Source organism: Erwinia sp. (assembly GCF_049696395.1).
Classification (GTDB): domain Bacteria; phylum Pseudomonadota; class Gammaproteobacteria; order Enterobacterales; family Enterobacteriaceae; genus Erwinia.
Window position 1 is genome coordinate 1 of record NZ_JBAVTT010000120.1, and the last position, 26173, is coordinate 26173.

The following is a 26173-nucleotide window of genomic DNA, read 5'->3' on the forward strand; positions in this document are numbered from 1 at the left end:
ATAGGTCACGCCATTGAAGATGACACTGAGCGGCGTAGATTCCGCCAGGTTTACACTGGCCCCGCTGATCACCAGTGGATTTTGCGCTTCGGCAGCATTCAGTGCGTTATCGTCACTGATGGCACCAATACTCAGCGAGGCTACGGTGTTATCTACCTCAACATCGAAACTGCCCGTCGTGTTGTTGGTATTGCCCGCCAGATCGGTAACGGTAACGGTGAACGCCTGATTACCATTGCCTAATGTCTGCAACTCGCTGGCTGGCAGCGTAATGCTCCAGCCGCCACCTGCTGTAACGACACCGGTGTAGGTGTTCTCTCCCAGCGTAAGCGTAACCAGGCTTCCCACAGGCGCATTAGTGGTTGTTCCGGTCAGAAATTGATCCTGAGTGACTTCAGCACCATTCAGCACGCCGTCGCCAGTCAACTGATCCACAGTGATAGTCGGCCTGTTTGCCGGGTCTGCGGCGAAGGTCACATTGGTATAAGTTTCAGTGCTGTTGCCCGCGGCATCCGTTGCCGTCACCGTCACCTGATAGGTGCCATCCGCAATAGCGGATTTGATCTCATCAAGCGAAACGGTCCATGCGCCGTTTGCGGCGACTGTAGCGGTGAGAGTCTCACCGTTAATCTGCACCAGCACGGTACTGCCCGGTTCAGTTTGACCGTTTATTGACAGTGGCAGCGCCAGCTCACTTTCATTGACATACCCATCTGTTGAGATTGTTTCAACACTGACAGTCGGCGCAGCGGTATCGACGTTAAGGGGGGTGGTAATTGGCGTACTGGTATTGCCATAGGCATCTGTGGCGGTGACAGAAACCGTGTTGTCACCCTCACCAAGTTTCTGCAAATCAGAAGCCGGAACGTTGATGCTCCAGCTGCCGTTCGGGTTCACCGCTGTGGTGTACGTCAGGCCACCCAGGGTAACAGTAACGGTTTCGCTGCCGTTGCTCACCCCGCTAATGGTCAGCGGCTGGTTCACTTCAGTTTGATTGAGCACCGAATCTGAGAGTTCAACCGTGACGGTTGGCAGGGCGGTGACCACATTGACGGGTGTCGTTGAGGTAGCCGTGTTCCCGGCAGGATCGGTCACCACCACGATGATATTTTGGCTGCCCTGAGGCAAATTCTGCAAGGTTTCTGGCGGCACGGTGACCGTCCAGCTGCCGTCGTTATTTACCGTTCCGGTGTAGGTTGTGCCGCCAACAGTCACAGTGACAGTCTGCCCGCCACCTGTTGCTCCGGTATTACCGGTTAGCGTCTGAGGTGTGCCAGCTTCCCCGCCACTCAATACGCCGTCACCGAACGGCACATCAATCGTGGCATTGGGGGGGATTGTGTGAACATCAAGCGAAACGGCAGAGCTGTTTTGGATCACCGAGCCATCAGGCAGCGTCACCGTGGCTGTCACAAGGTTCGACCCTTGCGGCAGCTGTTGCAAATCTTGAGGAGGCACAGTCACATTCCAGCTACCGTTCGCACCCACGGTAGTGGCGTAAGACTTCCCGTTCAGCGTCACGCTGATGGCGGTCCCGGCGGCAATCCCGGTGGCAAAACCAGAGATGGTCAATGGAGACTGGGATTCCGTGGCGTTCAGCTGTCCGTCACCACTCAGTTCGTTGATGCTAATACTGCTGACAGAAATCGCCTGCACGTTGAAGGTGTGTGAAGCAGACACCGAGTTTCCTGCAGCGTTGCTGACCGTGGCGCTGACGGTAAATGCCCCGTTAGCCAGCCCCTGCAAGACACCGGATGGCACCGAAATACTCCAGTTGCCGTTCGCGCCGACGGTAGCTGTATAGGTATTCTCACCGAAGGTTATGGTGACAGTGCGCCCCTGCTGAACATTCCTGGTCGTTCCGCTGAGGGTTTGTGAGGTTTCTCTTTCGGCACCATCCAGAACATCGTTACTCGCGAAGGCATTGATCGCTATTGAAGGCACGCCTGGCTGCGTATCAGCCTGAACCGAGATCACCTCACTGGAGGTCGCCGTGTTACCGTCGGTATTGGTCACGCTAACGTTGATGGTGTTGTTACCGGTGGGCAACGCAGCCAAATCAGCCGCAGGCAAAGAAAGACTCCAGCTGCCATCTGCGCCAACGGTGGTGGTATAGGTCTTACCGTTCAGCACAATGGTCACCGTGCTGCCCGCTTCTGCGTTGGTTGTGGTGCCGCTCAGCGTCTGGTTCTCGCCCTTTTCGGCCTGAGTCAGCACCGCGTCACCGGTAAAGGCATTCACACTGACAGTTGGGGTAAGGGGCGGGGTTCCCCCGCCATTGTTGCCACCGTTGTTACCGCCATTGTTGTCATCGTTGCCTCCGCCACCACCACCGCCACCACCGGCAAGGGCGCCAACGGCCAGTCCGGCCAGACCCAGAGCACCAATACCTGCGGCGGTGATTACGCCGTTGGAAGCGCCATTATCAGCCAGCAGCAGCGGTTCAATCGATCCCAGAGATTCATATTCCGGGGTAACGACCATGGCAGTCTGTGCATCGGCAAATTCGTTAGTGATCGGGAAAAGAGCGTGCTCAGGAGGGTTAACGCCATCGTCGAAGACCAACTCGCTGTGGTCACCGTCAACGTCGTCGAAGAAGAACTGCTGGTAGCGAACTACGCTACCGTCGCGCATATGCAAAATCAGGTCGTTACCCTGCCGCTCAAACTCGGTCACCATATCGCGGGTACCGTGAATCCTCACCACGCTGGGTTGATTCAGAAGGACATTATGCGACGCGCCCGCATTGGCCTGTGACAGGATTGTTCCATCATCGCGTGAGACGATATCTACGCGGCCATCATTGAGCTCTGCCATGGGTAACCTCTATATGCACCAGAAAATTTTCATTATGTGTTTCGCGCGCGAAAATGAAGAAAATCTTCACAATCAAGCGCAAAGCAAGGGATAACCAACACACTAAAGTGGTTTGGTTTTTACCTGGTGCATAACCGCCCCCACGGGGAGCGCAAAGAATTACCTGCGACACTCAGTCAGGCTGAGCGACTATTTTTTCTAGCCTTTCCTTACACATACTAAGAAAAATCCGCCATCTTTACTTGATTAATATTTATCAAATAGATAAAAATATTTAATCAAAAACACAATTCATTAACAAGAGGCGGCGTCAAAAATTGCTAAATAAACATTGAGTAACTCAGGTAAAGATTTGATTTAATGCGAGGAAAATTCTTATCGATTTAGCGGGCTTCAGGGAAAAGCTGACTTAAAACGGGTAATTTTCGGATAATTCAGGTGCGTTACTATGCGAAAATTTCCCTTAGATTCGTGATAATCAGCACAACCTGACCTACCCTCATTCGCATGAATTGTAATCACCACCAGGTCGGTCATCGGGACTAAAAATCGTTTTTTCTATGTAACACCAATGATTTGAGTTAAGGCGCGAGATTCTTCCGCATCGCCAGGAGTCATCTGTAAATTGGCATTTAGCCGATAAATCTGATTAACAGCCCTGTTTTTCCCTGTTATTAACTTGCAGGCCTTAATAAGCAGGGGATGTCACGTAAGTTTGTTCGGCTCTTTCTGGCGCTAATCTTCATTAATTTTGCAATTTATGATAAAAAGTAGCGCTCATCAGGGCAGGTTTCAAACGGATATCATGACGACACTGGATGCTCGACCAGCGCTTGCCAGCGCGGTAACAACCCAACACGCCACGCGAACCATTTTCTTTATTGCGGGTATTGGCATGGCAGCCTGGGCGCCGCTGGTTCCTTATGCTAAAGATCGCGCACAACTCAGCGACGGTGCACTGGGCACGTTGTTACTGTTCCTTGGGTTGGGCTCACTGATAGCCATGCCGCTGACCGGGATACTGGTGGGGCGTTTTGGCTGTAAACGGGTAATGGCCCTTGCCTGCCTGTTTATCTTGCTGGTGTTACCGCTGTTAGCGACGCTCTCCACGCCGGTTGGCCTGGGGTTAACATTGATGGCTTTTGGTGCCGCCATTGGTCTGGTCGATGTGGCTATGAATATTCAGGCAGTAGAAGTTGAGAAGGCCTCCGGCAAGGCCATGATGTCCGGTTTCCATGGTTTCTTCAGCGTGGGCGGCATCGCGGGTGCTGGTTCAGTCAGTGCGGGTCTGGCGTTGGGGCTGTCTCCTCTGCTGGCCGTGAGTGTCATTGGCGTGTTGATCGTTGTGCTGTGGCTGCTGTGCCAGCGCCATTTGCTTAGCGATCGCCTCCATCAGGAGGATACCCCGCTGTTTGTGGTTCCCCACGGCTGGGTGCTGTTCCTGGGCGTCCTGTGCTTTATTTTATTCCTGACGGAAGGCTCAATCCTGGATTGGGGCGCACTGTTTCTGACGCAGACTCGCGACCTGCCCCATTCACAGGCGGGTTTGGGGTATGCCCTGTTCTCCGTTGCCATGACCATGGGTCGGCTGACGGGCGATCGCATCGTGAATTATTTCGGCCGTTTTCTGACGCTTTTCTGCGGCACTTTGTGCGCTTCACTGGGGCTTTTACTGGCGGTATTCGTGCCAAATACGCTGGTGGCCCTGGCCGGCTTTTTGTTCGTTGGCTTTGGCTCGTCGAATGCGGTGCCGATTATGTTCAGCGCCGCCGGTAATCAGAAAACGATGCCGGTGAATCTGGCGATATCTTCCATGACAACCATTGGTTATGCAGGTATTCTGGCAGGCCCGGCACTGGTCGGATTTCTCTCACAGTGGTACAGCCTGGCGACGGCATTCTGCGCCATAGCCATATTGCTGTTAGCCGTGGCCGCAAGTGCCAGGCTGATTACACGTTAACTGGGGTATCACGCTACGCTATGCTGCCATACAAATTTCCACTGACATCAGGAAACGTTACGCGCTTTTTTGTGATGTTTATTTTGGTGCTGTTAATAGCGTCGGGATTTATGATCCACAACGCGGTCAATGCCTGGCTGACCGACAAGCGCTATGCCATGGCGGATATCGCCCATGCGATGCAAAAACGCATTGATACCTATCGCTTCGCGACCTGGCAGATTTATGAAAACCTGGCCGCCAATGCCGCCGGTTCTCCGCCTAACAGCCTGCAGGAAACCCGCCTGCGCCCGGACGTGTATTATCTTGAAAAGACCCGCCGTAAAACAGAAGCGTTAATCTTCGGTTCACACGACAGCAGTACGCTGGATATGACCCAGAGGATGTCCACCTATCTGGATACGCTGTGGGGTGCCGAAAACAGCACCTGGTCGATGTACTTTCTGAATGGTCAGGATAACAGTCTGATCCTGGTCTCTACCCTGCCGTTGAAAGACATGGCAACCCGCTACAAAGAAAGTGCCATCAGCAATATTGTTGATGCACGTCGCGCAGAGATGTTGCAGCAGGCGAATGCGTTAGATGAGCGCGAAAGCTTCTCGCCTTTACGCCGCTTCACCTGGCAGAACGATCACTACTTTACCGTGCGGACAACGTTTAATCAGCCGGGCCATCTGGCTACCGTGGTGGCTTTTGATCTGCCGATTAACGACCTGATCCCGCTGAATATGCCGCTGGAATATTTCCAGCTGAAGCAGGACGCGACCAACACAGCAAACAGTGCCGATGCGGATGATGCAACGCACAGCACCACGGTGACGCTGGCTAATCCTAATATTGAAATTGCCGCTTCGCTGACCAGCACGCCGCTGAAGTTAGTGTATCGGGTGCCGTTGCTGGGTCTGATTGTCGACACGCTGCATAACCTGATGTGGCCATTACTGGCGAACCTCGGCCTGCTACTGATGTCGTTAGCTGGTCTGTTCCTGCTGCGCCAGCAATCTTTGCGACCGAGTGAAAACCAAAGCGCCGAGCTGGATTCCCTGCGCATATTAAATGAAGAGATTGTGGGTAGCCTGCCTGTCGGGCTGTTGGTGTATGACTTCACTAACAACCGCACCCTCATCAGCAACAAGATTGCTGAGCATCTGTTGCCACACCTTAACCTGCAGAAAATCATCAACATGTCCGATCAACATCAGGGCGTTTTGCAGGCCACCGTCAATAACGAAGTGTACGAAATCCGCCACGCCCGCAGCGTGCTGTCGCCAAATACGCAGATCTTTATGATGCGTGACCAGGATCGTGAACTGCTGGTGAACAAGAAGCTGCAGAAAGCACAGCAGGTATTGGATAAGAACCACCAGACTCGTCAGCAGTTGCTGCAGAACCTGGGGCATGCGCTTAACCGGCCGCTGGATAAAGTCGTCGCGCATCTGCTGGAAATCAGCGCGGCGCATCCTGCCGAAGACCTCCGCGATACGCTGGAAGAGTCACAGGCGTTGAGCCGGCTGGTAGACGATATCGTGCTGCTCAACCGTCTGGAAACCCATGACTGGGCGCCGGATTCCGGTTCATTTACGCTGCAAAGCGTGCTGGATGACCTGGTGACTGAGGCACTGCCATCGCTCCGCCGCAAAGGCCTGAATCTTGTGGTCAGCAACCGGCTGAACAGCGATGAGAGCCGCTATGGCGACCGCCGGGCATTGTATAAAATTCTGACGACCCTGCTGCATTATTCGATCACCAGCACCAGCTGGGGCCGCATCAGCATCGAGGTCAGCCATCCAGCAGATCGTCCCGATCGGCTGGCCATTGAAATTGTCGATACCGGCGCAGGTTTGCTGGTAGATGAGATGGGCAATACCGATTTCCCGTTCCTGGGTGAAACCAGCCAGGATCGCTTTGGTCAGGCTTCCGGGCTGGCCTTTTTCCTTTGCAAACAGCTTTGTAAGCAGCTGGGTGGACATCTTGAGATTGTGGCACGGCCCGATATTGGTACCCGTTACAGTATTCAGATCCACGCGCCGCAGGAACAGCAGCACGATCAGGAAGAAAAACTGCTGGAAGGCTTAACTACCCTGATTGATATCACGGTAGATGAGGTAAGAAAAATAGTGGTTCATCAACTGGAGAACTGGGGAGCAAGCTGCATTACCCCTGATGAACGCTTTTCGGGCCAGGACCATGATGTTCTGGTGACTGACGATCCGGCGCGCTTGACGCCATGGTCGTTACTGCTCACGGATGATGAAACAGGCTTTAGCGCACTGTCACACGATCAATACCGGGTCAATTTTAATATCAGCAGCGCGATGCAGGATGCCCTGCTCCAGTTGATTGAACACCAGTTGGCGCAGGATGAATCAGTAGACGAAGTGGGAGACGACCAGGATGCGGCGCAGCTTTTCGCCCCAGGTTACTTCCAGCTGTTTGTTGATACAGTACCAGATGATGTAAAGAGACTGTATAATGAGGCTGCGGAAGGGGACATGAGTTCCCTTGCTCAGACTGCGCATCGCCTGAAAGGCGTGTTTGCCATGCTCAACCTGACTCCAGGCAAGCAGCTTTGTGAAACGTTAGAACAGCACATTACTGAGTGTGACGATTCAAACATTAAAAATACCACCAGTGAAATTGACCACTACGTCAATCTACTGCTGCAGCAAGGTAACCAATAAAATGAACAACTTGAACGTAATTATTGCCGATGACCATCCGATTGTTTTGTTCGGTATTCGTAAGTCTCTCGAGCAGATCGAATGGGTAAATGTAGTTGGTGAGTTCGAAGATTCCACAGCATTGATCAACAGCCTGTCCAAACTGGATGCCAATGTTTTAATCACCGATCTGTCGATGCCTGGCGAAAAATATGGCGACGGCATTACGCTGATTAAGTACATCAAGCGTCATTATCCAGATTTATCTATCATCGTTCTGACCATGAACAACAATCCAGCGATCCTGAGCGCCGTTCTGGACCTCGATATTGAAGGGATTGTTCTGAAACAGGGTGCACCAACCGATCTGCCAAAAGCGCTGGCCGCTTTGCAGAAAGGCAAAAAGTACACTCCGGACAGCGTGGCAAAACTGCTGGAGAAAATCAGCGCGGGTGGCTACGGCGACAAGCGTCTTTCTCCAAAAGAGAGCGAAGTGTTGCGTCTGTTCGCAGAAGGCTTCCTGGTGACCGAGATTGCCAAAAAGCTGAACCGCAGTATCAAAACCATCAGTAGCCAGAAGAAATCAGCAATGATGAAACTGGGCGTGGAAAACGATATTGCCCTGCTGAACTATCTCTCTTCCGTCAGCAGCATGCCGGTTGACCGGGGCTAAGCTTCACTTGCGTCAGAGATAAGACCGACAGCAGTCCAGAATGCCAGTCTGTGAAAACAGACTGGCATTTTTTATGCCTGTCTGGCGGCATCCGGTGCTGAGTGGTCAGCTGGCCGTTACTCCCTGCCCTTTCTGACACGCTCGGCATAAAACGCCAGCGCCGTATTCAAGGTGTCCATCGTCACCGGTTTAGACAGACAGTTATCCATTCCCGCTTCCATACAACGCTGCTTCTCTTCTGCCAGCGCATTCGCCGTTACGCCCACAACCGGGAACGTCAGCCCCAGCTGGCGCAGACGTTGCGTCAGACGGTAACCGTCCATATTCGGCATATTCACATCGGTCAGCACGATATCAATCTCGTTACGGCTCAGCACGTTAAGCGCATCAACACCGTCCTGGGCCGTCTTGACGCGGTAGCCAAGCGATCCCAGCTGATCGGAGAGCAGCATACGGTTGATCGGATGATCGTCTACCACCAGGATCAGGATATCTTCGTTGCTGGCCCGCTTATCTTCAATATCCGGCACGCCTGGCAGCGCATCCGGCATGGCCACGTCAACCCGATAAATGCGGCCCAGCAGCGCTGGCAGTTCATGAGGTGTGGTGGTGCCGTAAACCCAACGACCGGCGGCCTGCTCATGCGGCGCCCCATTGTGACTGCCGTCGAAGCGGATCACCGAACGCGGTTTTTGCTGGGTCTGATAGTCGTAATCCGTCACAATCACATCGTCCGGGCCACAACAGCTGCCCTCCTGCCACCGCTGCACGGTTATTCCATGCTCGCGCAACAGTTTTTCAAGGAAGACAGCCAGATCGTCATTACGAATTTCCAGCCAGCAGTGTTTGCCCTGCAAGCCATCGTGCAACACCGGCGTCATCACCTGACTGTTGTAGAGCGGTATACGCACGATAAACTGGCTGCCCATGCCGGGTTCAGAATCAACCTCAATATCACCGTCCATCATGTTGATCAGCTTTTCACAGATCGCCAGCCCCAGACCGGTTCCCTGGAAATTGCGCTGCACACCGTTGCCAACCTGGAAGAAAGGATCGAACAGACGCGTGATCTCTTTCGCCGGGATGCCCACACCGGTATCGCGCACTCTGAAGGCCAAATAGCCGTCCTTCACATACACATGCAGGATGATGCCGCCAGTATGGGTAAATTTGATGGCGTTGTTCAGCAGGTTGGAAATCACCTGTTGCAGGCGCAGCGGGTCACCGTCCAGCGTGACCGGAACATCGCTGTCAATAAAGCACCACAGCGTCAGGCGTTTCTTCACCACCATCGCCAGATAGTTTGAAGATATGTGGGTAATCACTTCACGCGGGGAGAATTCCCTTGGCTCGATGCGCAGCTGCTCGGACTCAATTTTTGAGAAGTCGAGGATGTCGCTGATGATCTTCAACAGCAGGCTGGACGAGTTATTCATCGCCGTAACCAGTGACTCCACGCCCTGCGGTAACGATTTGGTCTGCAGTAAATCGAGGTTACCGATAATGCCATACAGCGGCGTGCGCAGCTCATGGCTGACCGTGGCAAGGAACATCGACTTGGACTGGCTGGCCTGTTCCGCCGCGTGTGCCATCTCCTGCAGGGACTCTTCCATCTTCACGCGCGCACTGACATCCACCAGCACGCAGATCGCCACGTTCTCATTGCGATAGCGTGAATGCACAAAGCTGATTTGCAGGTTGGTGTTGCTGCCCGTCAGCACGTCGACAAAGTTAACCTGCTGACCACAGATGATCTCCGTCAGCCGCTGCCGATCTTCCTGAGTCAACATGCTGAGGTAGTTATGCGCCAGTTCGTTACTGAGAATATTGGTGCCGTCACTGGTTCGCAGTATGCAGATGCCTACCGGGGCAGAAGCGACGATTTTGCGGTTAAATTGCTCGTGCTCTTCCAGACGGTGCGCATTGTCTTCGGCAGGTAAAAACATGCGGCGTTCAAACAGCCAGGCCAGGGTAAACAGGATGATAGCGAAGATCACGTTCAGCAGGACCGCATTGATAATCAGCACTTTCAGTTTGGCAACCAGCTCGTCAGTCTCCACCGAATAGACCACCGTCAGCTCGGAAGGCGTCAGGGTTTTCTTCAGCACCAGCTGTTTGTAGCCGTTGATGTAGCCAAACCAGCTGTGATCGTCTGGCAAGTCATCCAGCGAGACAGTCCCGGCAGTACGGGAAGTGGACATCAGTCGCTGATTATTGGCATCAATCAGGGTGGCAGTCACCGGGAAGCTGCCCGGCAGAATGAAATCTTCAAGACGAAGGGTTTGTTCTATGCCCAGCAACGCAGCCATTTTATTGGCGACATAGATTGGCGTGATCAAATAGTAGTAACCCACGCCCTGCTGAGCCGACTGAGCAATCCAGACAATACTACTTTTGCGCTCTTCTTCATTGCCGTTACGGTATTTGAGGATCCGCTCATGCAGCGACTTCAGCGCACGCTCGCGGTTTGCTGAAGAGTTGCCCACGCCAAAATCTGCCATACACAGGCTTTCACCACCGACAAAAAAGACCCGGTTCAGCTCATAGGCTGAAGCAAAATTCTCTTTCCAGTAGTGCAGAAAATAGCTGAGTGACTCCAGCGAGTTACGCCAGGTGTTGCTCATCGAGCTACAGTCGGAGTCAGAATAAAGAGGGTAGAACTGCGGTAGCGTGGTTTTACCCGGGAATACACCGTTCAGCACGTCCAGGCCGTTAGCCGACGAGTTCAGCCGGTTTTCCGCAATGTATTTCAGCTCACGAGTGACGTCAGAAGAGTGGCGCACATACCACTGAGCCTGCTCGAAGTTCGCGTTCAGCTCCTGACGAACCTGCGACTCTTTCTCATGCAGCACATTAATGATGTAAAAGGTGGTCAGCAGCGCACCCAGCGTCCAGAGCATTAATGCCAGCGCCCTGAACAGATAGCGGGAGATCCTTAACGTGGTTCTGAACGAGACAAGATATTTCAAGCGAAACCTATAAGTGGCGACGGGGCTGAAGGAGAAGTCAGATCCCGTTACAGTACCGTCAGAACAGGAAAAAAGCCAGTTGCTGCGGGCTGTTGGAGGGATAAAAAAAGGCCGGTTCAAAGAACCGGCCTCTGGCACTAAAAGCGCAGACGATTATTCGTCCTCATCGCCTTCTGGTGCTTCATCGGCTGCATCATCTTCTGCTGCATCGTCTTCAGTTTCAACTTCCGGGGCGATATCCTCATCCCCTTCTGCTACGCTGCCGTCAATGCCATCCAGCTCTTCTTCAGCGACTGGCTCAGCCACGCGCTGCAGGCCGACCACGTTTTCGTCTTCTGCGGTGCGGATCAGAATAACACCCTGGGTGTTACGCCCTACCACACTCACTTCAGAAACGCGGGTACGAACCAGCGTGCCAGCATCGGTGATCATCATGATCTGATCGCTGTCGACAACCTGTACCGCCCCGATTACCGGTCCGTTACGCTCGGTCACTTTGATCGAGATAACGCCCTGCGTAGCACGGGACTTGGTTGGGTACTCGCTGGTGCTGGTACGCTTGCCGTAACCATTCTGCGTAACGGTCATGATCGCGCCCTCTTCCTGAGGAATGATCAGCGATACCACGCGGTCGTTTTCGGCCAGCTTGATACCACGAACACCGGAAGCGGTACGGCCCATCGCACGGACGGCTGTCTCGGCGAAGCGAACCACTTTACCCGCAGCGGAGAACAGCATCGCTTCGTCTTTACCGTTGGTCAGTGACACGCCGATCAGTTCATCTTCATCACGCAGGTTGACGGCAATAATCCCGGCGCTGCGTGGACGGCTGAACTCGGTCAGAGCGGTTTTCTTCACGGTACCGCAAGCGGTAGCCATAAAGATGTTCCACCCTTCAGCGTACTCACGTACCGGCAGGATCGCGGTGATACGTTCGTTAGGTTCCAGCGGCAGCAGGTTGACGATTGGACGTCCACGTGCGCCACGGCTGGCTTCTGGCAACTGATAAACCTTCATCCAGTACAGACGGCCACGGCTTGAGAAGCAGAGGATGGTGTCATGGGTGTTGGCCACCAGCAGGCGGTCAATAAAGTCTTCTTCTTTTATACGTGCTGCAGATTTGCCTTTACCACCACGACGCTGTGCTTCGTAGTCGGTCAGAGGCTGATACTTCACGTAGCCCTGGTGAGACAGGGTCACCACAACGTCTTCCTGGTTGATCAGGTCTTCGATGTTGATGTCTGCAGTGTTAGCGGTGATTTCGGTGCGACGTTTGTCACCGAACTGATCGCGGATCAGTTCCAGCTCTTCACGGATCACTTCCATCAGACGCTCTGAGCTTTCCAGAATGCGGATCAGTTCAGCGATCTGCTCCAGCAGCTCTTTGTACTCATCCAGCAGTTTTTCATGCTCAAGGCCGGTCAGTTTCTGCAAACGCAGATCCAAAATCGCCTGAGCCTGCTGCTCGGTCAGGTAGTATTCGCCGTCACGGATACCGAACTCGTCTTCCAGCCACTCAGGACGCGCAGCATTATCACCAGCACGTTCAAGCATGCCAGCAACGTTACCCAGCGCCCATGAACGCGCTACCAGGCCAGCTTTCGCTTCGGCCGGGTTTGCCGCATGGCGGATCAGTTCGATAATCGGATCCAGGTTAGCCAGCGCAATCGCCAACGCTTCCAGGATGTGTGCACGGTCACGCGCTTTACGCAGTTCGAAGATAGTACGACGGGTAACGACTTCGCGGCGGTGACGAACGAAAGCTTCCAGAATATCTTTCAGCGGCATAATTTTTGGCTGTCCCTGATGCAGGGCAACCATATTGATACCGAAAGAGGTCTGTAGCTGAGTCAGCGAGTACAGGTTGTTCAGCACAACCTCGCCCACTGCATCACGTTTCACTTCCACGACGATACGCATACCGTCTTTGTCAGATTCATCACGCAGGGCACTGATGCCTTCCAGACGCTTCTCTTTCACCAGCTCAGCGATTTTCTCAATCAGGCGAGCTTTGTTCACCTGATAAGGAATTTCGTGGATGATGATCGTTTCGCGACCGGTTTTCGCATCGGTTTCCACTTCGCCACGGGCACGGATGTAAATCTTGCCGCGACCGGTGCGATAGGCTTCTTCAATCCCACGGCGGCCATTGATGATGGCAGCAGTTGGGAAGTCCGGACCTGGGATGTGCTCCATCAGCCCTTCAACGGTGATGTTCTCATCGTCGATATAAGCCAGACAGCCGCTGATGACTTCAGTCAGGTTGTGCGGGGGGATGTTGGTTGCCATGCCCACAGCGATACCGGACGCGCCGTTGATCAGCAGGTTCGGCACTCTGGTTGGCATCACTGCCGGGATCTGCTCGGTGCCGTCATAGTTCGGCACAAAGTCGACGGTCTCTTTTTCCAGATCCGCCAGCAGCTCATGGGCAATTTTGGACATGCGTACTTCGGTATAACGCATTGCTGCGGCGGAGTCGCCGTCAACGGAACCGAAGTTACCCTGACCATCCACCAGCATATAGCGCAGCGAGAACGGCTGCGCCATACGAACGATGGTGTCATACACGGCACTGTCGCCATGCGGGTGATATTTACCGATAACGTCGCCGACTACACGGGCAGACTTTTTATAAGGTTTGTTCCAGTCATTGCCCAACACGTTCATGGCGTAGAGCACACGACGGTGAACTGGCTTCAGACCATCGCGAACATCTGGCAATGCACGGCCAACGATGACCGACATGGCATAATCGAGGTAAGAGTTCTTTAACTCTTCTTCAATATTGACCGGTGTGATTTCTCTGGCTAGGTCGCTCATGGAGCCGCTATCCCTCTACGTTATACCCGGATTCAAAGGTGCGAAAGTATATCACCTTTACACCTGGTGGTGAATGGAAAGCGTCTTTTTGGCCGCTTTAATACGCACTCAGTGCCGTGAATGCCGGGCGGTGAACATTCCGCTGAGAAAACAGATATACTGCCCGCAAACTTTTAGCGAGTGAGGGACCTATGAAGGCTGAGCAAAACGCCACCACGGCTAACGTGGATCATAATGAAATTGCCAAATTTGAAGCAGTAGCCTCCCGTTGGTGGGATCTGGAAGGCGAGTTTAAGCCTCTGCACCGCATTAATCCGCTGCGTCTTGGCTATATTGCCCAGCACAGTAACGGCCTGTTCGGCAAGAAAGTGCTGGATGTAGGCTGCGGCGGCGGCATTCTGGCGGAAAGCATGGCGCGTGAAGGTGCAGAAGTCGTTGGCCTGGATATGGGCGCAGAGCCTTTAGAAATCGCCCGCCTGCACGCGCTGGAAAGTGGTGTAACGGTGAATTACGTGCAGCAGACCGTCGAAGAACACGCTGAGCAATTTGCTGGCCAGTACGATGTAGTGACCTGCATGGAGATGCTGGAGCATGTGCCGGACCCGCGTTCAGTGGTTCACGCCTGCGCGAAGCTGGTGAAACCAGGCGGCGAAGTGTTCTTCTCCACGCTGAACCGCAACAGCAAGTCCTGGCTGATGGCGATTGTTGGCGCTGAATATGTGCTGCGCATGGTGCCACGTGGGACGCACGACATTAAGAAGTTCATCCGCCCTGCTGAGCTGTTGAACTGGGTAGATGAAACGTCACTGCGTGAACGTCACATCATTGGCCTGCATTACAACCCCCTGATGAACAGCTTCAAGCTGGCGCCAGGCGTTGACGTAAATTACATGGTGCACACCCACTCTGTAGCCGAATAACGTCCGCCGTACTCACGTGCAGAGCAGTCACCCGAATTGCTCTGCACGTTTGATCCTTAAGTAAAATTCCCTTCCGCCTTAACCCAATTGTCATAAGAATTTCTTAGCATGTTGGCGACGTCAGATCGTTTTCCTTTTGGACAGACCTGGTACTGCAACGGCAGGATGAACGGCTTAGCCATGAAAGTTTTTTTTCTAAGGTTATGAAGAGACGATTTTTCGCCACTTCAGGGCTTTTTGTTCGCAAAAAAAACGCCAGTTTTTCGGCGCTGAGCAAGAAACCCGCGCTTGATCAAATTTCTAAAAATTTCTTCAAACTGTTGACATGGCTCCTGGCCCTTGAGAAACGTGGACTTAGGAAATATGCCAGGCTCCGTTCAGTAATTTCAGCGGAAAATCAAGCCTTGTTGACTGGTGAGAAATGACTAAAATACTCACCATATTGTTACCCAAACTTCGTTTACCCCCTACATATAGTGTTTATCCACAGAGTTACTCACATAAGAGCATTCTGTGGATAAACGGGGGGTTTTCCTCTGCAAGGATATTACGCGACATGAATCAAAGCCTACTTGTCACCAAACGCGATGGCCGCACCGAACGCATCAACCTCGATAAAATCCACCGCGTGCTTGACTGGGCTGCTGAAGGTCTGCAAAACGTCTCCGTCTCACAAGTAGAGCTTCGCTCGCATATCCAGTTTTACGAAGGCATCAGAACCTCTGATATTCACGAAACCGTGATCAAATCAGCCGCTGACCTGATCTCGCGTGATGCGCCTGATTACCAGTACATGGCTGCGCGCCTGGCTATCTTCCACCTGCGTAAAAAAGCTTACGGCCAGTTTGAACCGCCGAAGCTGTACGATCAGGTGAAGCGTATGGTGGATATGGGCAAGTACGACAGCCACCTGCTGGAAGACTACAGCGCCGAAGAGTTCGAGCAGATGGACGGCTTTATCGACCACTGGCGCGATATGAACTTCTCCTATGCTGCGGTGAAGCAGTTAGAAGGCAAATATCTGGTGCAGAACCGCGTCAGCGGTGACATCTACGAAAGCGCCCAGTTCCTGTATATCCTGGTTGCCGCCTGCCTGTTCTCTGGCTACCCGCGCGACACCCGTCTGGATTACGTGAAGCGTTTCTACGATGCGATCTCGACCTTCAAAATTTCTCTGCCTACGCCAATCATGTCCGGCGTGCGCACCCCAACCCGCCAGTTCAGCTCTTGCGTGCTGATCGAGTGCGGCGACAGCCTGGACTCGATCAACGCCACCTCCAGCGCTATCGTTAAATACGTTTCTCAGCGTGCTGGTATCGGCATCAACGCGGGTCGCATCCGTGCGCTGGGCAGCCCGATCCGTGGCGGTGAAGCCTTCCATACCGGCTGTATTCCTTTCTATAAGCACTTCCAGACTGCGGTTAAATCCTGCTCTCAGGGCGGCGTGCGTGGCGGTGCGGCTACGCTGTTCTACCCAATGTGGCATTTGGAAGTGGAAAGCCTGCTGGTGCTGAAAAACAACCGTGGCGTGGAAGGAAACCGTGTCCGCCATATGGACTACGGCGTACAGATCAACAAACTGATGTACACCCGTCTGTTAAAAGGCGGCGACATCACGCTGTTCAGCCCGTCTGACGTGCCTGGCCTGTATGACGCGTTCTTTGCCGATCAGGAAGAGTTCGAGCGTCTGTATACCAAGTACGAAGCCGACCCGGCTATTCGCAAGCAGCGTGTGAAAGCCGTCGACCTGTTCTCTCTGATGATGCAGGAACGTGCTTCTACCGGTCGTATCTATATTCAGAACGTCGATCACTGCAACACCCACAGCCCGTTTGATCCGGCTATCGCCCCGGTTCGCCAGTCGAACCTGTGCCTTGAAATTGCCCTGCCAACCAAGCCGCTGCTGGATGTAAACGACGAAAACGGCGAAATCGCCCTGTGTACCCTGTCGGCCTTCAACCTGGGCGCGATTGACAGCCTGGACGATCTGGAAGAGCTGGCCACCCTTGCGGTTCGTGCGCTGGATGCCCTGCTGGACTACCAGGACTATCCAATTCCTGCAGCACAGCGCGGTGCAATGGGCCGTCGTACGCTGGGTATTGGCGTCATTAACTTTGCTTACTACCTGGCTAAGCATGGCGTGCGCTATTCCGATGGCAGCGCTAACAACCTGACTCACCGGACGTTTGAAGCCATTCAGTTCTACCTGCTGAAAGCCTCTAACGAACTGGCGAAAGAGCAAGGTGCCTGCGCATGGTTCAACGAAACCACCTATTCGCAGGGCATCATGCCGATCGACACTTACAAGAAAGACCTGGATGCGATCAGCGACGAGCCGCTGCACCTGGACTGGGACGGCCTGCGCGAGCAGATCAAAACCCACGGTCTGCGTAACTCCACGCTGTCTGCGTTAATGCCGTCTGAAACCTCTTCGCAGATTTCTAACGCCACCAACGGCATTGAGCCACCGCGCGGTTATATCAGCATCAAGGCCTCTAAAGACGGCATCCTGCGTCAGGTAGTGCCCGAGTACGAGCGTCTGAAAGACAGCTACGAGCTGCTGTGGGATATGCCGAACAATGACGGTTACCTGCAGCTGGTAGGGTTGATGCAGAAATTCATCGACCAGGCGATCTCGTCCAACACCAACTATGACCCGACCCGTTTTGAAAAAGGTCGCGTACCGATGAAACAGCTGTTGAAAGACCTGCTGACCGCGTACAAGTTTGGTGTGAAAACGCTGTACTACCAGAACACCCGTGACGGTGCTGAAGATACGCAGGAAGACCTGGTGCCTTCCATTCAGGATGACGGCTGCGAAAGCGGTGCCTGCAAGATCTAAACACACTCTGCGGAGCTAAGGGCCACCCCTTCGCTCCCCATCATCATGTGTCAGGGCCGCTTAGTGCGGCCCGCAATCACTGGATTACTATTCATGGCTTACACAACGTTCTCGCAAAATAAAAACAACCAGCTGGAAGAACCGATGTTTTTCGGCCAGTCAGTTAATGTCGCCCGTTTCGATCAGCAAAAATATGACATCTTTGAGAAGCTGATTGAAAAGCAGCTCTCCTTCTTCTGGCGTCCGGAAGAAGTAGACGTCTCACGCGACCGTATCGACTATCAGGCGCTGCCAGACCATGAAAAGCACATCTTTATCAGCAATCTGAAATACCAGACGCTGCTGGACTCCATTCAGGGACGTAGCCCGAACGTGGCGCTGCTGCCGCTGATCTCTATTCCTGAGCTGGAAACCTGGATTGAAACCTGGGCGTTCTCCGAGACGATCCACTCACGCTCTTACACCCACATCATCCGTAATATCGTTAACGATCCGTCGATTGTGTTCGACGATATCGTGACTAACGAGCAGATCCTGTCACGCGCCAAAGATATCTCTGGCTACTATGACGATCTGATCGAGATGACCAGCTACTGGCATCTGCTGGGTGAAGGCACACATCAGGTCAACGGTAAGTCCGTGACGGTGAGCCTGCGCGCGCTGAAGAAACAGCTGTATATCTGTCTGATGAGCGTGAATGCACTGGAAGCTATCCGCTTCTACGTCAGCTTTGCCTGTTCGTTCGCTTTCGCAGAGCGCGAGCTGATGGAAGGTAACGCCAAAATCATCAAACTGATCGCCCGTGACGAAGCGCTGCACCTGACCGGTACTCAGCATATGCTGAACTTGCTGCGCAGCGGTGAAGACGATCCGGAAATGGCAGAAATCGCCAAAGAGTGCCGTCAGGAATGTTATGACCTGTTTGTGCTGGCAGCCGAGCAGGAAAAAGAGTGGGCTGAATACCTGTTCAGCGGCGGCTCCATGATCGGCCTGAATAAAGACATTTTGTGCCAGTACATTGAATACATCACCAACATCCGCATGAACGCGGTTGGCCTGGACCTGCCGTTCAAAGGACGCTCAAACCCTATTCCCTGGATCAACTCCTGGCTGGTGTCTGACAACGTTCAGGTTGCGCCGCAGGAAGTAGAAGTGAGCTCTTACCTTGTGGGTCAGATTGACTCCGAAGTGGGCGAAAACGACTTCGACGACTTCCAGCTGTAAGATGGCAGGTTCGAGGATTATCCTGCGTGCTTCCGGCACGCAGCTTGACTGCAAGAACGAGCACCCTTCGCTGCTGGCTGCGCTTGAAGCGCATCAGGTCTGCGTTGAGTATCAGTGCCGGGAAGGGTATTGCGGCTCCTGCCGTACCCGGCTACTGAAAGGAGAGGTTTGTTATACTGCCAAACCGCTCGCTTTCATTCAGCCTGATGAAATCCTGCCTTGCTGCTGCACTGCCAAGGGCGATATTGAGCTGGAGATGTGATCACCCTTTCAGCGTTTCCACCACCTCAATCCAGCCGTGACCGGTAGACACTTCCATGCCGTTCATCCAGCGTCGCAGCATATTCAGCGCCATCATCGCCACCATGTCCTGACGGGATTTCAGATCATGGCGGTTGACGGTAAATTTTACGCCCTGGGCCCAGCTTCCTTCCGGCGTATGCAGCGCAAACCCCAGTTTTTCATCCTGAAGCCCACCCACTATCAGTGACAGAGTCGCCCCAGATTCGGCGGCCAGCTGCTTACTGCGCTCGAGCAGCGTCTGCAGCGACTCTTCGCGCGTTGGCAGTACGTTTCCGGCGGCTAACGGCGCTTCAACTGAAGCCATCTGCCATTGCAACAGTCCGGCGGTGAACTGCTCACTGATCGCCAGCCTGTGGCCTTTCTCTTTCAAACGTCGGGAAAGCTGTGCCGGCAAGCCTTCGAATCCTTCAAAGATAACGCTCTCGCCCGCTATTTCGCGCACCTGTTGCCAGAACGTCTCCATTTCCGGCAGTTTCTCTGCCGGGCCATTCAGCTTCAGCTCAATGATCGGCATCGAAGCACGGTAGCCCATCACAATGCCATCAGGGATTGGCAGCGGCTCGATCTCTTCAGCCAGATCGCTTTCGCCACGGCCAAAGGTGGTCATGCGCAGGCAAACCGGCGGCTCTGGCAGCTTAAAGCGGGCTTTCAGGCGTGGCAGGATCTGCTGTTCTACCATCACTTTATATTCGGAAGGGACGCCAGGCGTGAAGAAGATCCAGCAGCGGTTCAGCTGTAGGGCAAATCCACAGGCAGTGCCAACCGGGTTATCCAGCATCTCTGCGCCTTCAGGAATTTCGGCCTGCTTGCGGTTGCTGGCGGCCATTTTGCGGCCACGCCCGGCAAAGAAGGCTTCCATCTTCGCCAGCCACTCTTCGTGCATCACCAGCTTTACGCCAGCGGCTTTCGCCGCAGCAAACGCGCTCAGGTCATCACTTGTTGGCCCTAACCCCCCGTTAACGATCAGCACATCGGCCACTTTGCTGCGCTCGGTGAGCACGTTTACCAGCTCATCAATATTGTCGCCAACGGTCTGGCGACTGGTCATGGGCAGGCCGTTCTCAAACAGCACGCCAGCCAGCCAGGCGGCATTGGAATCCACAATCTGACCGTGCAGCACTTCATCGCCAGTCGCGAGCATTTCCACTCTTATCATTTTTATCTCCAGTTCGGGCAGCGAATGTTAACTGTATGAAGACACCCGGATAAACACAATGCACTTTTCCATTAAGTTGTGTTTCAGAGCGGGAAACGAAAGCCAGAAAGGGGGAGAAGTTGAGCTGAACCGCACCCCGGATATCCACCTTGCTGAAGCAGAAAGGCGATTATCGAGCTGGAATAAGTCTGTCGGGCGGCTTAGCGCTACCCTTGTTCCTGCTCTGCAACCCACTGCGTCAGCTTCTTGCGGGAGGGCTTGATGCCTCCCGTATTCAGCTCTGGCAACAGATACCAGCTCACCGGACGCTGGAAGCCTGCCAGCAACTCTTTTGCCCACTCGGCTATTACCGCTAAGGGCAGATCTGCCTGTAAGGCCACCAGCGCCACCGGTCGGTGACCAAACTCCTGATCTTCCTGCGGCACCACAAACGCCTGACTGACGCCGGGATGTGACAGCAGGACTGATTCAATCTGCTCCGGCTGTATGCCCTCTCCTGCCGAGAAAAACTGGTTATCCAGTCGTCCTGTTAACACCAGTTCACCCTGACGGAAATAGCCGCCGTCCCGGCTGGCAAACCAGCCATCGGCATCGGTTAATGGCAGTAGCTCGCCATCACGCCAGTACCCGCAGGCCAGCGCCTGAGTTTTCAGCTGCACTTCACCGTTGATGACCCTGATCTGCTGCCCTGCCAGCGCGCTACCCACGCCACTCCGCCCGTCAGCGCGCTTTGCCGCGACTGTCGAAGCGGTTTCCGTCAGGCCATAACCACACCAGCAGGCAATCCCTCGTTCTTCTGCCTGTTGCGTTAAGGTGTGCGGAATGGCTGCTCCGCCCAGCAGCACGTTGCACAAGCTGGTGGGAAGACCGGGCTGCTGCAACAAACGCCAAAGCTGCGTAGGCACCAGAGAAGCGAAGGAACAGTTTTCCAGCGCCTGATGCAGTGCGGCATCACCAGCCACAGCCAACTCTGCGCCGCGTGAAAGCCAGCGCCAGACAATCCCCTGTCCGGAAACATGAAACAGCGGCAGAGACAGGAGCCAACGGTCTTGCTGCGTAAAATTCATCCCGGCCACAACGCCTGCCGCGCTTGCCAGATGAGCAGCAAAAGTGTGTGCTGCCGCTTTAGGCTGTCCGCTCGAACCGGAGGTTAAGGTTAAAGTAGCAATCTGCTGCCCATCCCAGGTGTGCCGGGGTGTCCCGTTAGCCAACACCCAGCTCAATGGGGAAAGACCAGCCAGAGGCTCACCGTCCAGCGACAGCGAGAAATCACAGTTTAACGAGGGAAGCAGCGTGGCCAGTTGAGTAGCAGGAAGCTGGGGATTGAGCGGTAAAACCCGCGCACCACACTGAAGAAGTGCCAGATAAGCCAGTAGTGCGGGTTGGCTGTTACGCGCCTTCAACACTACGCCACACCCTGTTCGCACGCCCTGCTGAATGAAGCCGGTCGCAAGCTGGTCGATCTGCCCGGAAAGCTGCGACCAGCTAAGCGTGGCACCTTCCCTGAAGAGTGCGGGTTGAGTAGGTGTCAGCGTTGCCCACTGTCGCCACGGCCAGTCCGTCAACTCTGCCATACCACCTCCAGCGCTTCCGGGGAGATCAGCGGCAGCTCGCAGCCAGGCCAGCGGCGCAGTAGCTGAGAATGCATCAGATTAAGGGTATCCAATCCTGGTGTGCTGCCCGGCGTTAACCAGTGAGCAATCCGTGCCAGTTGTGTCAGCCCCAGGCTGGACTCCAGCGAGGAACTGATCACCACCGTCAGCCCGGCTTCTTGCGCCATTAACGCCATTTTTCGCACTTTCTTCAGGCTGCCAAGCAGCGTGGGTTTGAGGATAATGGCGCTGACGTTGGGTTCTGCCTGGGGCTGGAATCCCGCTTCCCTGGTGCTTTCATCCCAGGCAATCGCTATCCCCGTTTCACTGGCAAACAGCCTGGAATCCAGCTGGCTACGGCAAGGTTCTTCCAGAAAATCGATGCGGGAACGCTGCTCTTCAGGCACAAAACGGGCAAACTTAAGCGCCTTCTCCAGGCTCCAGCTGCGGTTTGCATCCAGCCTCAGTCTGAGCGAGGGATGGGCCTCAAGCAGCAGAGTAACCATCATCCCATCGCGCACCGCCTCATACAGGCCAACCTTCATTTTCGCCAGCGGTTCTGCCTGCTGGTGCAGACGCAGAAGGATTTCGTCAGGATCGCCAACACACAGCAGCGCACTGTCGAAATGCCCCTCTTCTGGTAACTCTCCTGCCAGTTCCAGCAAGGCACAACTCAGCCCAAAAGCCACAGACGGCAAACAACTTTCTGCGGGGTTTTTGCCCCTTGCCCAGGCGTCAAGCCAGGCCAGCGCGTCTTGCTGGGCCTCAACCAGCGACTCTTTGCTGAAGCCAGGCAAAGGCGCAATTTCGCCCCAGCCCTGTCGCCCGTCTTCCGTCAGCCTCACCAACAGACCGCAGCGTGTTTTGAGACGACGATCGCGAAGAACCACGCCCGCCTCAAGCGGAAGTTCCCAGCTATAGATCACGGCGCTGCGCATCAGGGATTCCGCTTAAACTTACTGAAGTCCGGTTGACGCTTCTGATTGAAAGCATTGCGCCCTTCCTGCCCTTCTTCCGTCATATAGAACAACATGGTGGCGTTACCGGCCAGCTCCTGCAAACCGGCCTGACCATCACAGTCGGCGTTCAGCGCCGCCTTCAGGCAGCGCAGCGCCATCGGGCTGTTTTGCAGCATTTCACGGCACCAGCGAACCGTCTCTTTTTCCAGCTCTGCTAACGGCACCACGGTGTTGATCAGCCCCATCTCCAGCGCCTGCTGAGCGTGATACATCCGGCACAGGAACCAAATCTCTCTGGCCTTTTTTTGCCCAACAATCCGCGCCATATAAGCCGCTCCCCAGCCGCCGTCGAATGAACCCACTTTTGGCCCTGTCTGACCAAACTGGGCGTTGTCTGCCGCGATAGTCAGGTCACAAAGCATATGCAGTACGTGACCGCCACCCACTGCATAGCCTGCCACCATCGCCACTACCGGTTTTGGGCAGGTGCGAATTTGGCGCTGAAAATCCAGTACGTTAAGGTGATGAATGCCGGATTCATCCTGATAACCGCCGTAATTGCCGCGCACTTTCTGATCGCCCCCGGCGCAGAAGGCTTCATCTCCTTCGCCGGTCAGTATGATCACACCGATTTGATCGTCATGACGGGCATCATTCAACGCTATCAGCAGCTCTTTCACCGTCTGCGGCCGAAAAGCATTGCGAACCTCTGGACGGTTGATAGTGATCTTAGCGATGCCATCACGGGTTTTGTGATAGCGAATGTCGCTGAAAGGCTGCTCAGAATCCTGCCACTCAACGGGGGCAGAAAGCAGGTTTTCGTCAGGATAAATCATCAGAGATCCTCAGAAGTGAGCCGCTGTGCCAGTAATTGGGCAAAGGCGGCAGGATTTTCACGGTGAGCGTTATGGCCCGCCGCAGGAACAGAGGTACAGGGAAGGGAAGATTGCCCGGCAAGCTGGAGAAACTGGCTGTCCCGCTCGCCGCAGAAATAGCTGACAGGCACCTTCAGTCGGAGCAACTCGGAAAGGAGACAGGGCTGCTGTGAAAGAGAGGTAGCCTGCAGCATTGCGGCAACGGCTTCGGGGTGATTGCTCCGCCTGTCTTTGATCACTTCAGCCCTTTGCCGATCCGTAAGATCGGCAAAAACCGGCTGGCGATACCACTCATCAAGCGTCTGCGCTAAGGGCTGAGAACGGAATTTCCCGGCCCAGTCTGCATCACGGGCCTGCCGCTGCTGCCGTTGGGTTGAGTCCTTCAGGCCGTAATGAGCCCCTTCAACGATGACGCCTTGCAGCTCCGGACCGGCATGGCGGCAGGCGTGGAACAGCGCCACTCGCCCGCCCAGCGAATAGCCAATCAGCCAGTAACGGCGGAGATGATGGCTGCGTAGCGTCTGATTGAGGCTGGCCGACAGCCGATCAAAATCGCGAGTTTGTTGCGCCTGCGACCCACCGTGGCCGGGGAGATCGACCGCTAACTGCGGCCAGTCTTCCAACAAGGACTGCACAGGCTGCCAGTCCTTTGCGCTGCCCAACAGACCGTGCAGCCACACCAGCACCGGTTTATCGCTTTGACGGTTTCCCTGCCAGCAGGCATGAAGATTCATCCGCGACCTCCCTTCCCGACTGAAGCCAGGCTCAGTGCGCCTTCCGCTGATTCAACCTGCACTTCAATCAGCGTGGCCTTGCCCTGCCAGCCTTGCTCCACGGCAGCGTTCAGTGCCTGCCAGTCTGCGGGCCGGTGAAACTGCAGCCCAAACAGCTGCGCGGCGGCAGCAAAATCCACTTGCTGAGGCATCGAGAAAAAGCGATCTCTTTCCGCTTCAGGCGTTGGCAGCAGTGAAAAAATCTGTCCACCCGCATTGTTAACGACGATTATCACGATCGGCGCGGTGGCCTGCTGGAGCAGCGCGAGGCTGTTCACATCGTAGAGCGCGGAAATGTCGCCAACTATTGCCAGCAGCGGCTTTTCGCTGCCACGCTGAACCCCTGCCGCCGTGGCAATCAGACCTTCAATACCGCTGGCCCCACGGTTGGCAAAGACCGGATAGCCCGGAGGAAGTTGGGCAAAGGCATCCACCAGCCGGATAGTCAGGCTGTTACCGAGAAACACCGCGCCGTGCTCGGGTAATAAAGAGCATAAGTTTGCTGCCAGCCCCGCCTCACTGAAAGGGGAAGGGTTAATCGTCGCGGTCAGTTTCTTTACCAGCGCAGGGAGCTCAGGACACCAGGCAGGCTGAAGTGTCGCCGGGTGCGCAGCCAGCCAGGATTGAATGTCTGCCACGATGCGGCTGCCACGGTGACTGGCCGGATCGCGCCTCTGCGGCATGGCTTCAATCAGCCAAAACTGCTCGGGTCGACAGGCGGCGAGCCAGTTGCTGACTTCTTTGCCGGTCAGATGGCTGCCGAACTGCACCACAATTTGCGTGGCTGAAAGCCAGTTAATGGCCTGCGGATGCTGCAACCATCTTGCCGCTGAAGGCAACGGCTGCCCGCTTTGCGACTGCACATCGGCTATCAGCGGCCAGCCCAGATCGCTGGCCCAACGGGCTACGGCAATTCCCTCTTCGGGAGACATTTTCCCGGCGATCGCCACGCCTGGGGCATTGTGCCAGCGACCCCATTCCGGCATCACCGGCGTGGCTTTGGCTGCCACCTGCTTCAGCCAGGGGGCGTCGTCCTGCCACCAGTCAGCCAGTTCATCCTGCCAGCACTGAAACGCCTGCGGATCGCCACCATACAGCGGCTCAGCAAAAGGACAGTTAATCTGTACGGCACCGGACTCCTGCTGTCCAAGCAGCGAATCAATAGCCGAAACCAGCCAGCTGGCGGGAATATCGGGGGTGGGTCGGGGAAGATTCAGTGAGACGGCGTGGCTGGCAAACAGCCCGGTTTGCTCAATCGCCTGGTTGGCGCCGCAATCGATCAACTCGGCAGGTCTATCGGCACTGAGCACAATCAGCCGCTCGCCGGTCAGACGGGCTTCAATAATGGCCGGATAGAGATTGGCAACGGCGGTGCCAGAAGTGACGATGATGGCGACAGGCTGGCTCGTCGATTTAGCCAACCCAAGCGCCAGATGCCCAAGCCCGCGCTCATCGAAGTGGGTATGACAAATCAGTTTTCGCAGACTGGCGGCGGCCAGCGTCAGGGGCGCAGAGCGGGAGCCAGGCGCGATGCAGACATGCGTAACGTGATGGCGTGTTAACGCCTCAAGGACAACACCAGCCCAGCGGCGGTTGAAAGTACTGTGCGACATAACCCACTCCCGATCAA

At 54.8% G+C, this 26173-nt stretch carries 16 protein-coding genes; 7 read left to right on the forward strand and 9 right to left on the reverse strand.

All coding sequences use genetic code 11. The features are described from left to right. Positions 1-2817, reverse strand: a 2817-nt coding sequence (locus WCC56_RS15365; RefSeq protein ID WP_424693212.1) for an Ig-like domain-containing protein, incomplete at its 3' end; no start/stop codon positions are given. A gap of 805 nt (positions 2818-3622) precedes the next feature. Between WCC56_RS15365 and WCC56_RS15370 the strand changes: the two genes are divergently transcribed. The 3 genes from WCC56_RS15370 to rcsB are packed head-to-tail and all read left to right on the forward strand — an operon-like array spanning position 3623 to position 8110. Continuing rightward, positions 3623-4777, forward strand: coding sequence for an MFS transporter (locus WCC56_RS15370; protein ID WP_424693213.1), 1155 nt, complete (start codon positions 3623-3625; stop codon positions 4775-4777). A 20-nt stretch (positions 4778-4797) separates the two neighbouring features. Further along, the gene (rcsD, locus tag WCC56_RS15375) at positions 4798-7458 is read left to right on the forward strand and encodes a phosphotransferase RcsD (RefSeq protein WP_424693214.1); all 2661 of its coding nucleotides are present in this window, start codon (positions 4798-4800) and stop codon (positions 7456-7458) included. Position 7459: 1 nt separating this feature from the next. Then, complete coding sequence (rcsB, locus tag WCC56_RS15380) at positions 7460-8110, forward strand: response regulator transcription factor RcsB (RefSeq protein WP_424693215.1); 651 nt, start codon at positions 7460-7462, stop codon at positions 8108-8110. 116 nt (positions 8111-8226) lie between these two features. Here rcsB and rcsC read toward each other — a convergent pair whose 3' ends face one another. Both rcsC and gyrA read right to left on the reverse strand, forming a co-directional pair. After that, complete coding sequence (rcsC, locus tag WCC56_RS15385; RefSeq protein WP_424693216.1) at positions 8227-11079, reverse strand: two-component system sensor histidine kinase RcsC; 2853 nt, start codon at positions 11077-11079, stop codon at positions 8227-8229. Positions 11080-11232: 153 nt separating this feature from the next. Next, complete coding sequence (gyrA, locus tag WCC56_RS15390) at positions 11233-13899, reverse strand: DNA topoisomerase (ATP-hydrolyzing) subunit A (RefSeq protein WP_424693217.1); 2667 nt, start codon at positions 13897-13899, stop codon at positions 11233-11235. 191 nt (positions 13900-14090) lie between these two features. On the opposite strand from gyrA, the gene ubiG reads away from it, so the two are divergent. From ubiG to yfaE, 4 genes are all read left to right on the forward strand, one after another. Continuing rightward, positions 14091-14819: a bifunctional 2-polyprenyl-6-hydroxyphenol methylase/3-demethylubiquinol 3-O-methyltransferase UbiG gene (gene ubiG / locus WCC56_RS15395; RefSeq protein ID WP_424693218.1), complete on the forward strand. Its 729-nt coding sequence runs from the start codon at positions 14091-14093 to the stop codon at positions 14817-14819. A 556-nt stretch (positions 14820-15375) separates the two neighbouring features. After that, positions 15376-17661, forward strand: coding sequence for a class 1a ribonucleoside-diphosphate reductase subunit alpha (gene nrdA, locus WCC56_RS15400; protein WP_424693219.1), 2286 nt, complete (start codon positions 15376-15378; stop codon positions 17659-17661). Between the two features lie 93 nt (positions 17662-17754). Beyond that, a complete protein-coding gene (nrdB, locus tag WCC56_RS15405; protein WP_424693220.1) occupies positions 17755-18885 on the forward strand; it encodes a class Ia ribonucleoside-diphosphate reductase subunit beta in 1131 nt (376 codons plus the stop codon). A gap of 1 nt (position 18886) precedes the next feature. Continuing rightward, complete coding sequence (gene yfaE / locus WCC56_RS15410; RefSeq protein WP_424693221.1) at positions 18887-19147, forward strand: class I ribonucleotide reductase maintenance protein YfaE; 261 nt, start codon at positions 18887-18889, stop codon at positions 19145-19147. On the opposite strand, the gene WCC56_RS15415 is transcribed toward yfaE, so the two are convergent. The 6 genes from WCC56_RS15415 to menD all read right to left on the reverse strand — a co-directional run bounded on the left by WCC56_RS15415 (position 19148) and on the right by menD (position 26156). Beyond that, entirely contained in the window at positions 19148-20344 is a 1197-nt protein-coding gene (locus tag WCC56_RS15415) for a nicotinamide mononucleotide deamidase-related protein YfaY (protein ID WP_424693222.1), read from the reverse strand. A gap of 206 nt (positions 20345-20550) precedes the next feature. Further along, positions 20551-21918, reverse strand: coding sequence for an o-succinylbenzoate--CoA ligase (gene menE, locus WCC56_RS15420; protein WP_424693223.1), 1368 nt, complete (start codon positions 21916-21918; stop codon positions 20551-20553). Then, positions 21906-22874 carry an o-succinylbenzoate synthase gene (menC, locus tag WCC56_RS15425; RefSeq protein ID WP_424693224.1) on the reverse strand — a complete coding sequence of 323 codons (969 nt, stop codon included), beginning with the start codon at positions 22872-22874 and terminating at the stop codon, positions 21906-21908. The genes menE and menC overlap by 13 nt, the downstream gene beginning before the upstream one ends. Beyond that, positions 22874-23731, reverse strand: a complete 858-nt coding sequence (menB, locus tag WCC56_RS15430; RefSeq protein WP_424693225.1) for a 1,4-dihydroxy-2-naphthoyl-CoA synthase — start codon at positions 23729-23731, stop codon at positions 22874-22876. Before menB ends, menC begins: the two co-directional genes overlap by 1 nt. After that, positions 23731-24504 carry a 2-succinyl-6-hydroxy-2,4-cyclohexadiene-1-carboxylate synthase gene (menH, locus tag WCC56_RS15435; protein ID WP_424693226.1) on the reverse strand — a complete coding sequence of 258 codons (774 nt, stop codon included), beginning with the start codon at positions 24502-24504 and terminating at the stop codon, positions 23731-23733. The genes menB and menH overlap by 1 nt, the downstream gene beginning before the upstream one ends. After that, positions 24501-26156, reverse strand: coding sequence for a 2-succinyl-5-enolpyruvyl-6-hydroxy-3-cyclohexene-1-carboxylic-acid synthase (menD, locus tag WCC56_RS15440; protein ID WP_424693227.1), 1656 nt, complete (start codon positions 26154-26156; stop codon positions 24501-24503). The genes menH and menD overlap by 4 nt, the downstream gene beginning before the upstream one ends. Between the last annotated feature and the right edge of the window lie 17 nt (positions 26157-26173).

What these genes read in the sequence shown, in the direction of transcription:
- WCC56_RS15370 (WP_424693213.1), top strand. Translation starts at nt 3,623, where the DNA reads ATGACGACACTGGATGCTCGACCAGCGCTTGCCAGCGCGGTAACAACC.
- rcsD (WP_424693214.1), top strand. Translation starts at nt 4,798, where the DNA reads ATGCTGCCATACAAATTTCCACTGACATCAGGAAACGTTACGCGCTTT.
- rcsB (WP_424693215.1), top strand. Translation starts at nt 7,460, where the DNA reads ATGAACAACTTGAACGTAATTATTGCCGATGACCATCCGATTGTTTTG.
- gyrA (WP_424693217.1), bottom strand. Translation starts at nt 13,899, where the DNA reads ATGAGCGACCTAGCCAGAGAAATCACACCGGTCAATATTGAAGAAGAG.
- ubiG (WP_424693218.1), top strand. Translation starts at nt 14,091, where the DNA reads ATGAAGGCTGAGCAAAACGCCACCACGGCTAACGTGGATCATAATGAA.
- nrdA (WP_424693219.1), top strand. Translation starts at nt 15,376, where the DNA reads ATGAATCAAAGCCTACTTGTCACCAAACGCGATGGCCGCACCGAACGC.
- nrdB (WP_424693220.1), top strand. Translation starts at nt 17,755, where the DNA reads ATGGCTTACACAACGTTCTCGCAAAATAAAAACAACCAGCTGGAAGAA.
- yfaE (WP_424693221.1), top strand. Translation starts at nt 18,887, where the DNA reads ATGGCAGGTTCGAGGATTATCCTGCGTGCTTCCGGCACGCAGCTTGAC.
- WCC56_RS15415 (WP_424693222.1), bottom strand. Translation starts at nt 20,344, where the DNA reads ATGATAAGAGTGGAAATGCTCGCGACTGGCGATGAAGTGCTGCACGGT.
- menE (WP_424693223.1), bottom strand. Translation starts at nt 21,918, where the DNA reads ATGGCAGAGTTGACGGACTGGCCGTGGCGACAGTGGGCAACGCTGACA.
- menC (WP_424693224.1), bottom strand. Translation starts at nt 22,874, where the DNA reads ATGCGCAGCGCCGTGATCTATAGCTGGGAACTTCCGCTTGAGGCGGGC.
- menB (WP_424693225.1), bottom strand. Translation starts at nt 23,731, where the DNA reads ATGATTTATCCTGACGAAAACCTGCTTTCTGCCCCCGTTGAGTGGCAG.
- menH (WP_424693226.1), bottom strand. Translation starts at nt 24,504, where the DNA reads ATGAATCTTCATGCCTGCTGGCAGGGAAACCGTCAAAGCGATAAACCG.
- menD (WP_424693227.1), bottom strand. Translation starts at nt 26,156, where the DNA reads ATGTCGCACAGTACTTTCAACCGCCGCTGGGCTGGTGTTGTCCTTGAG.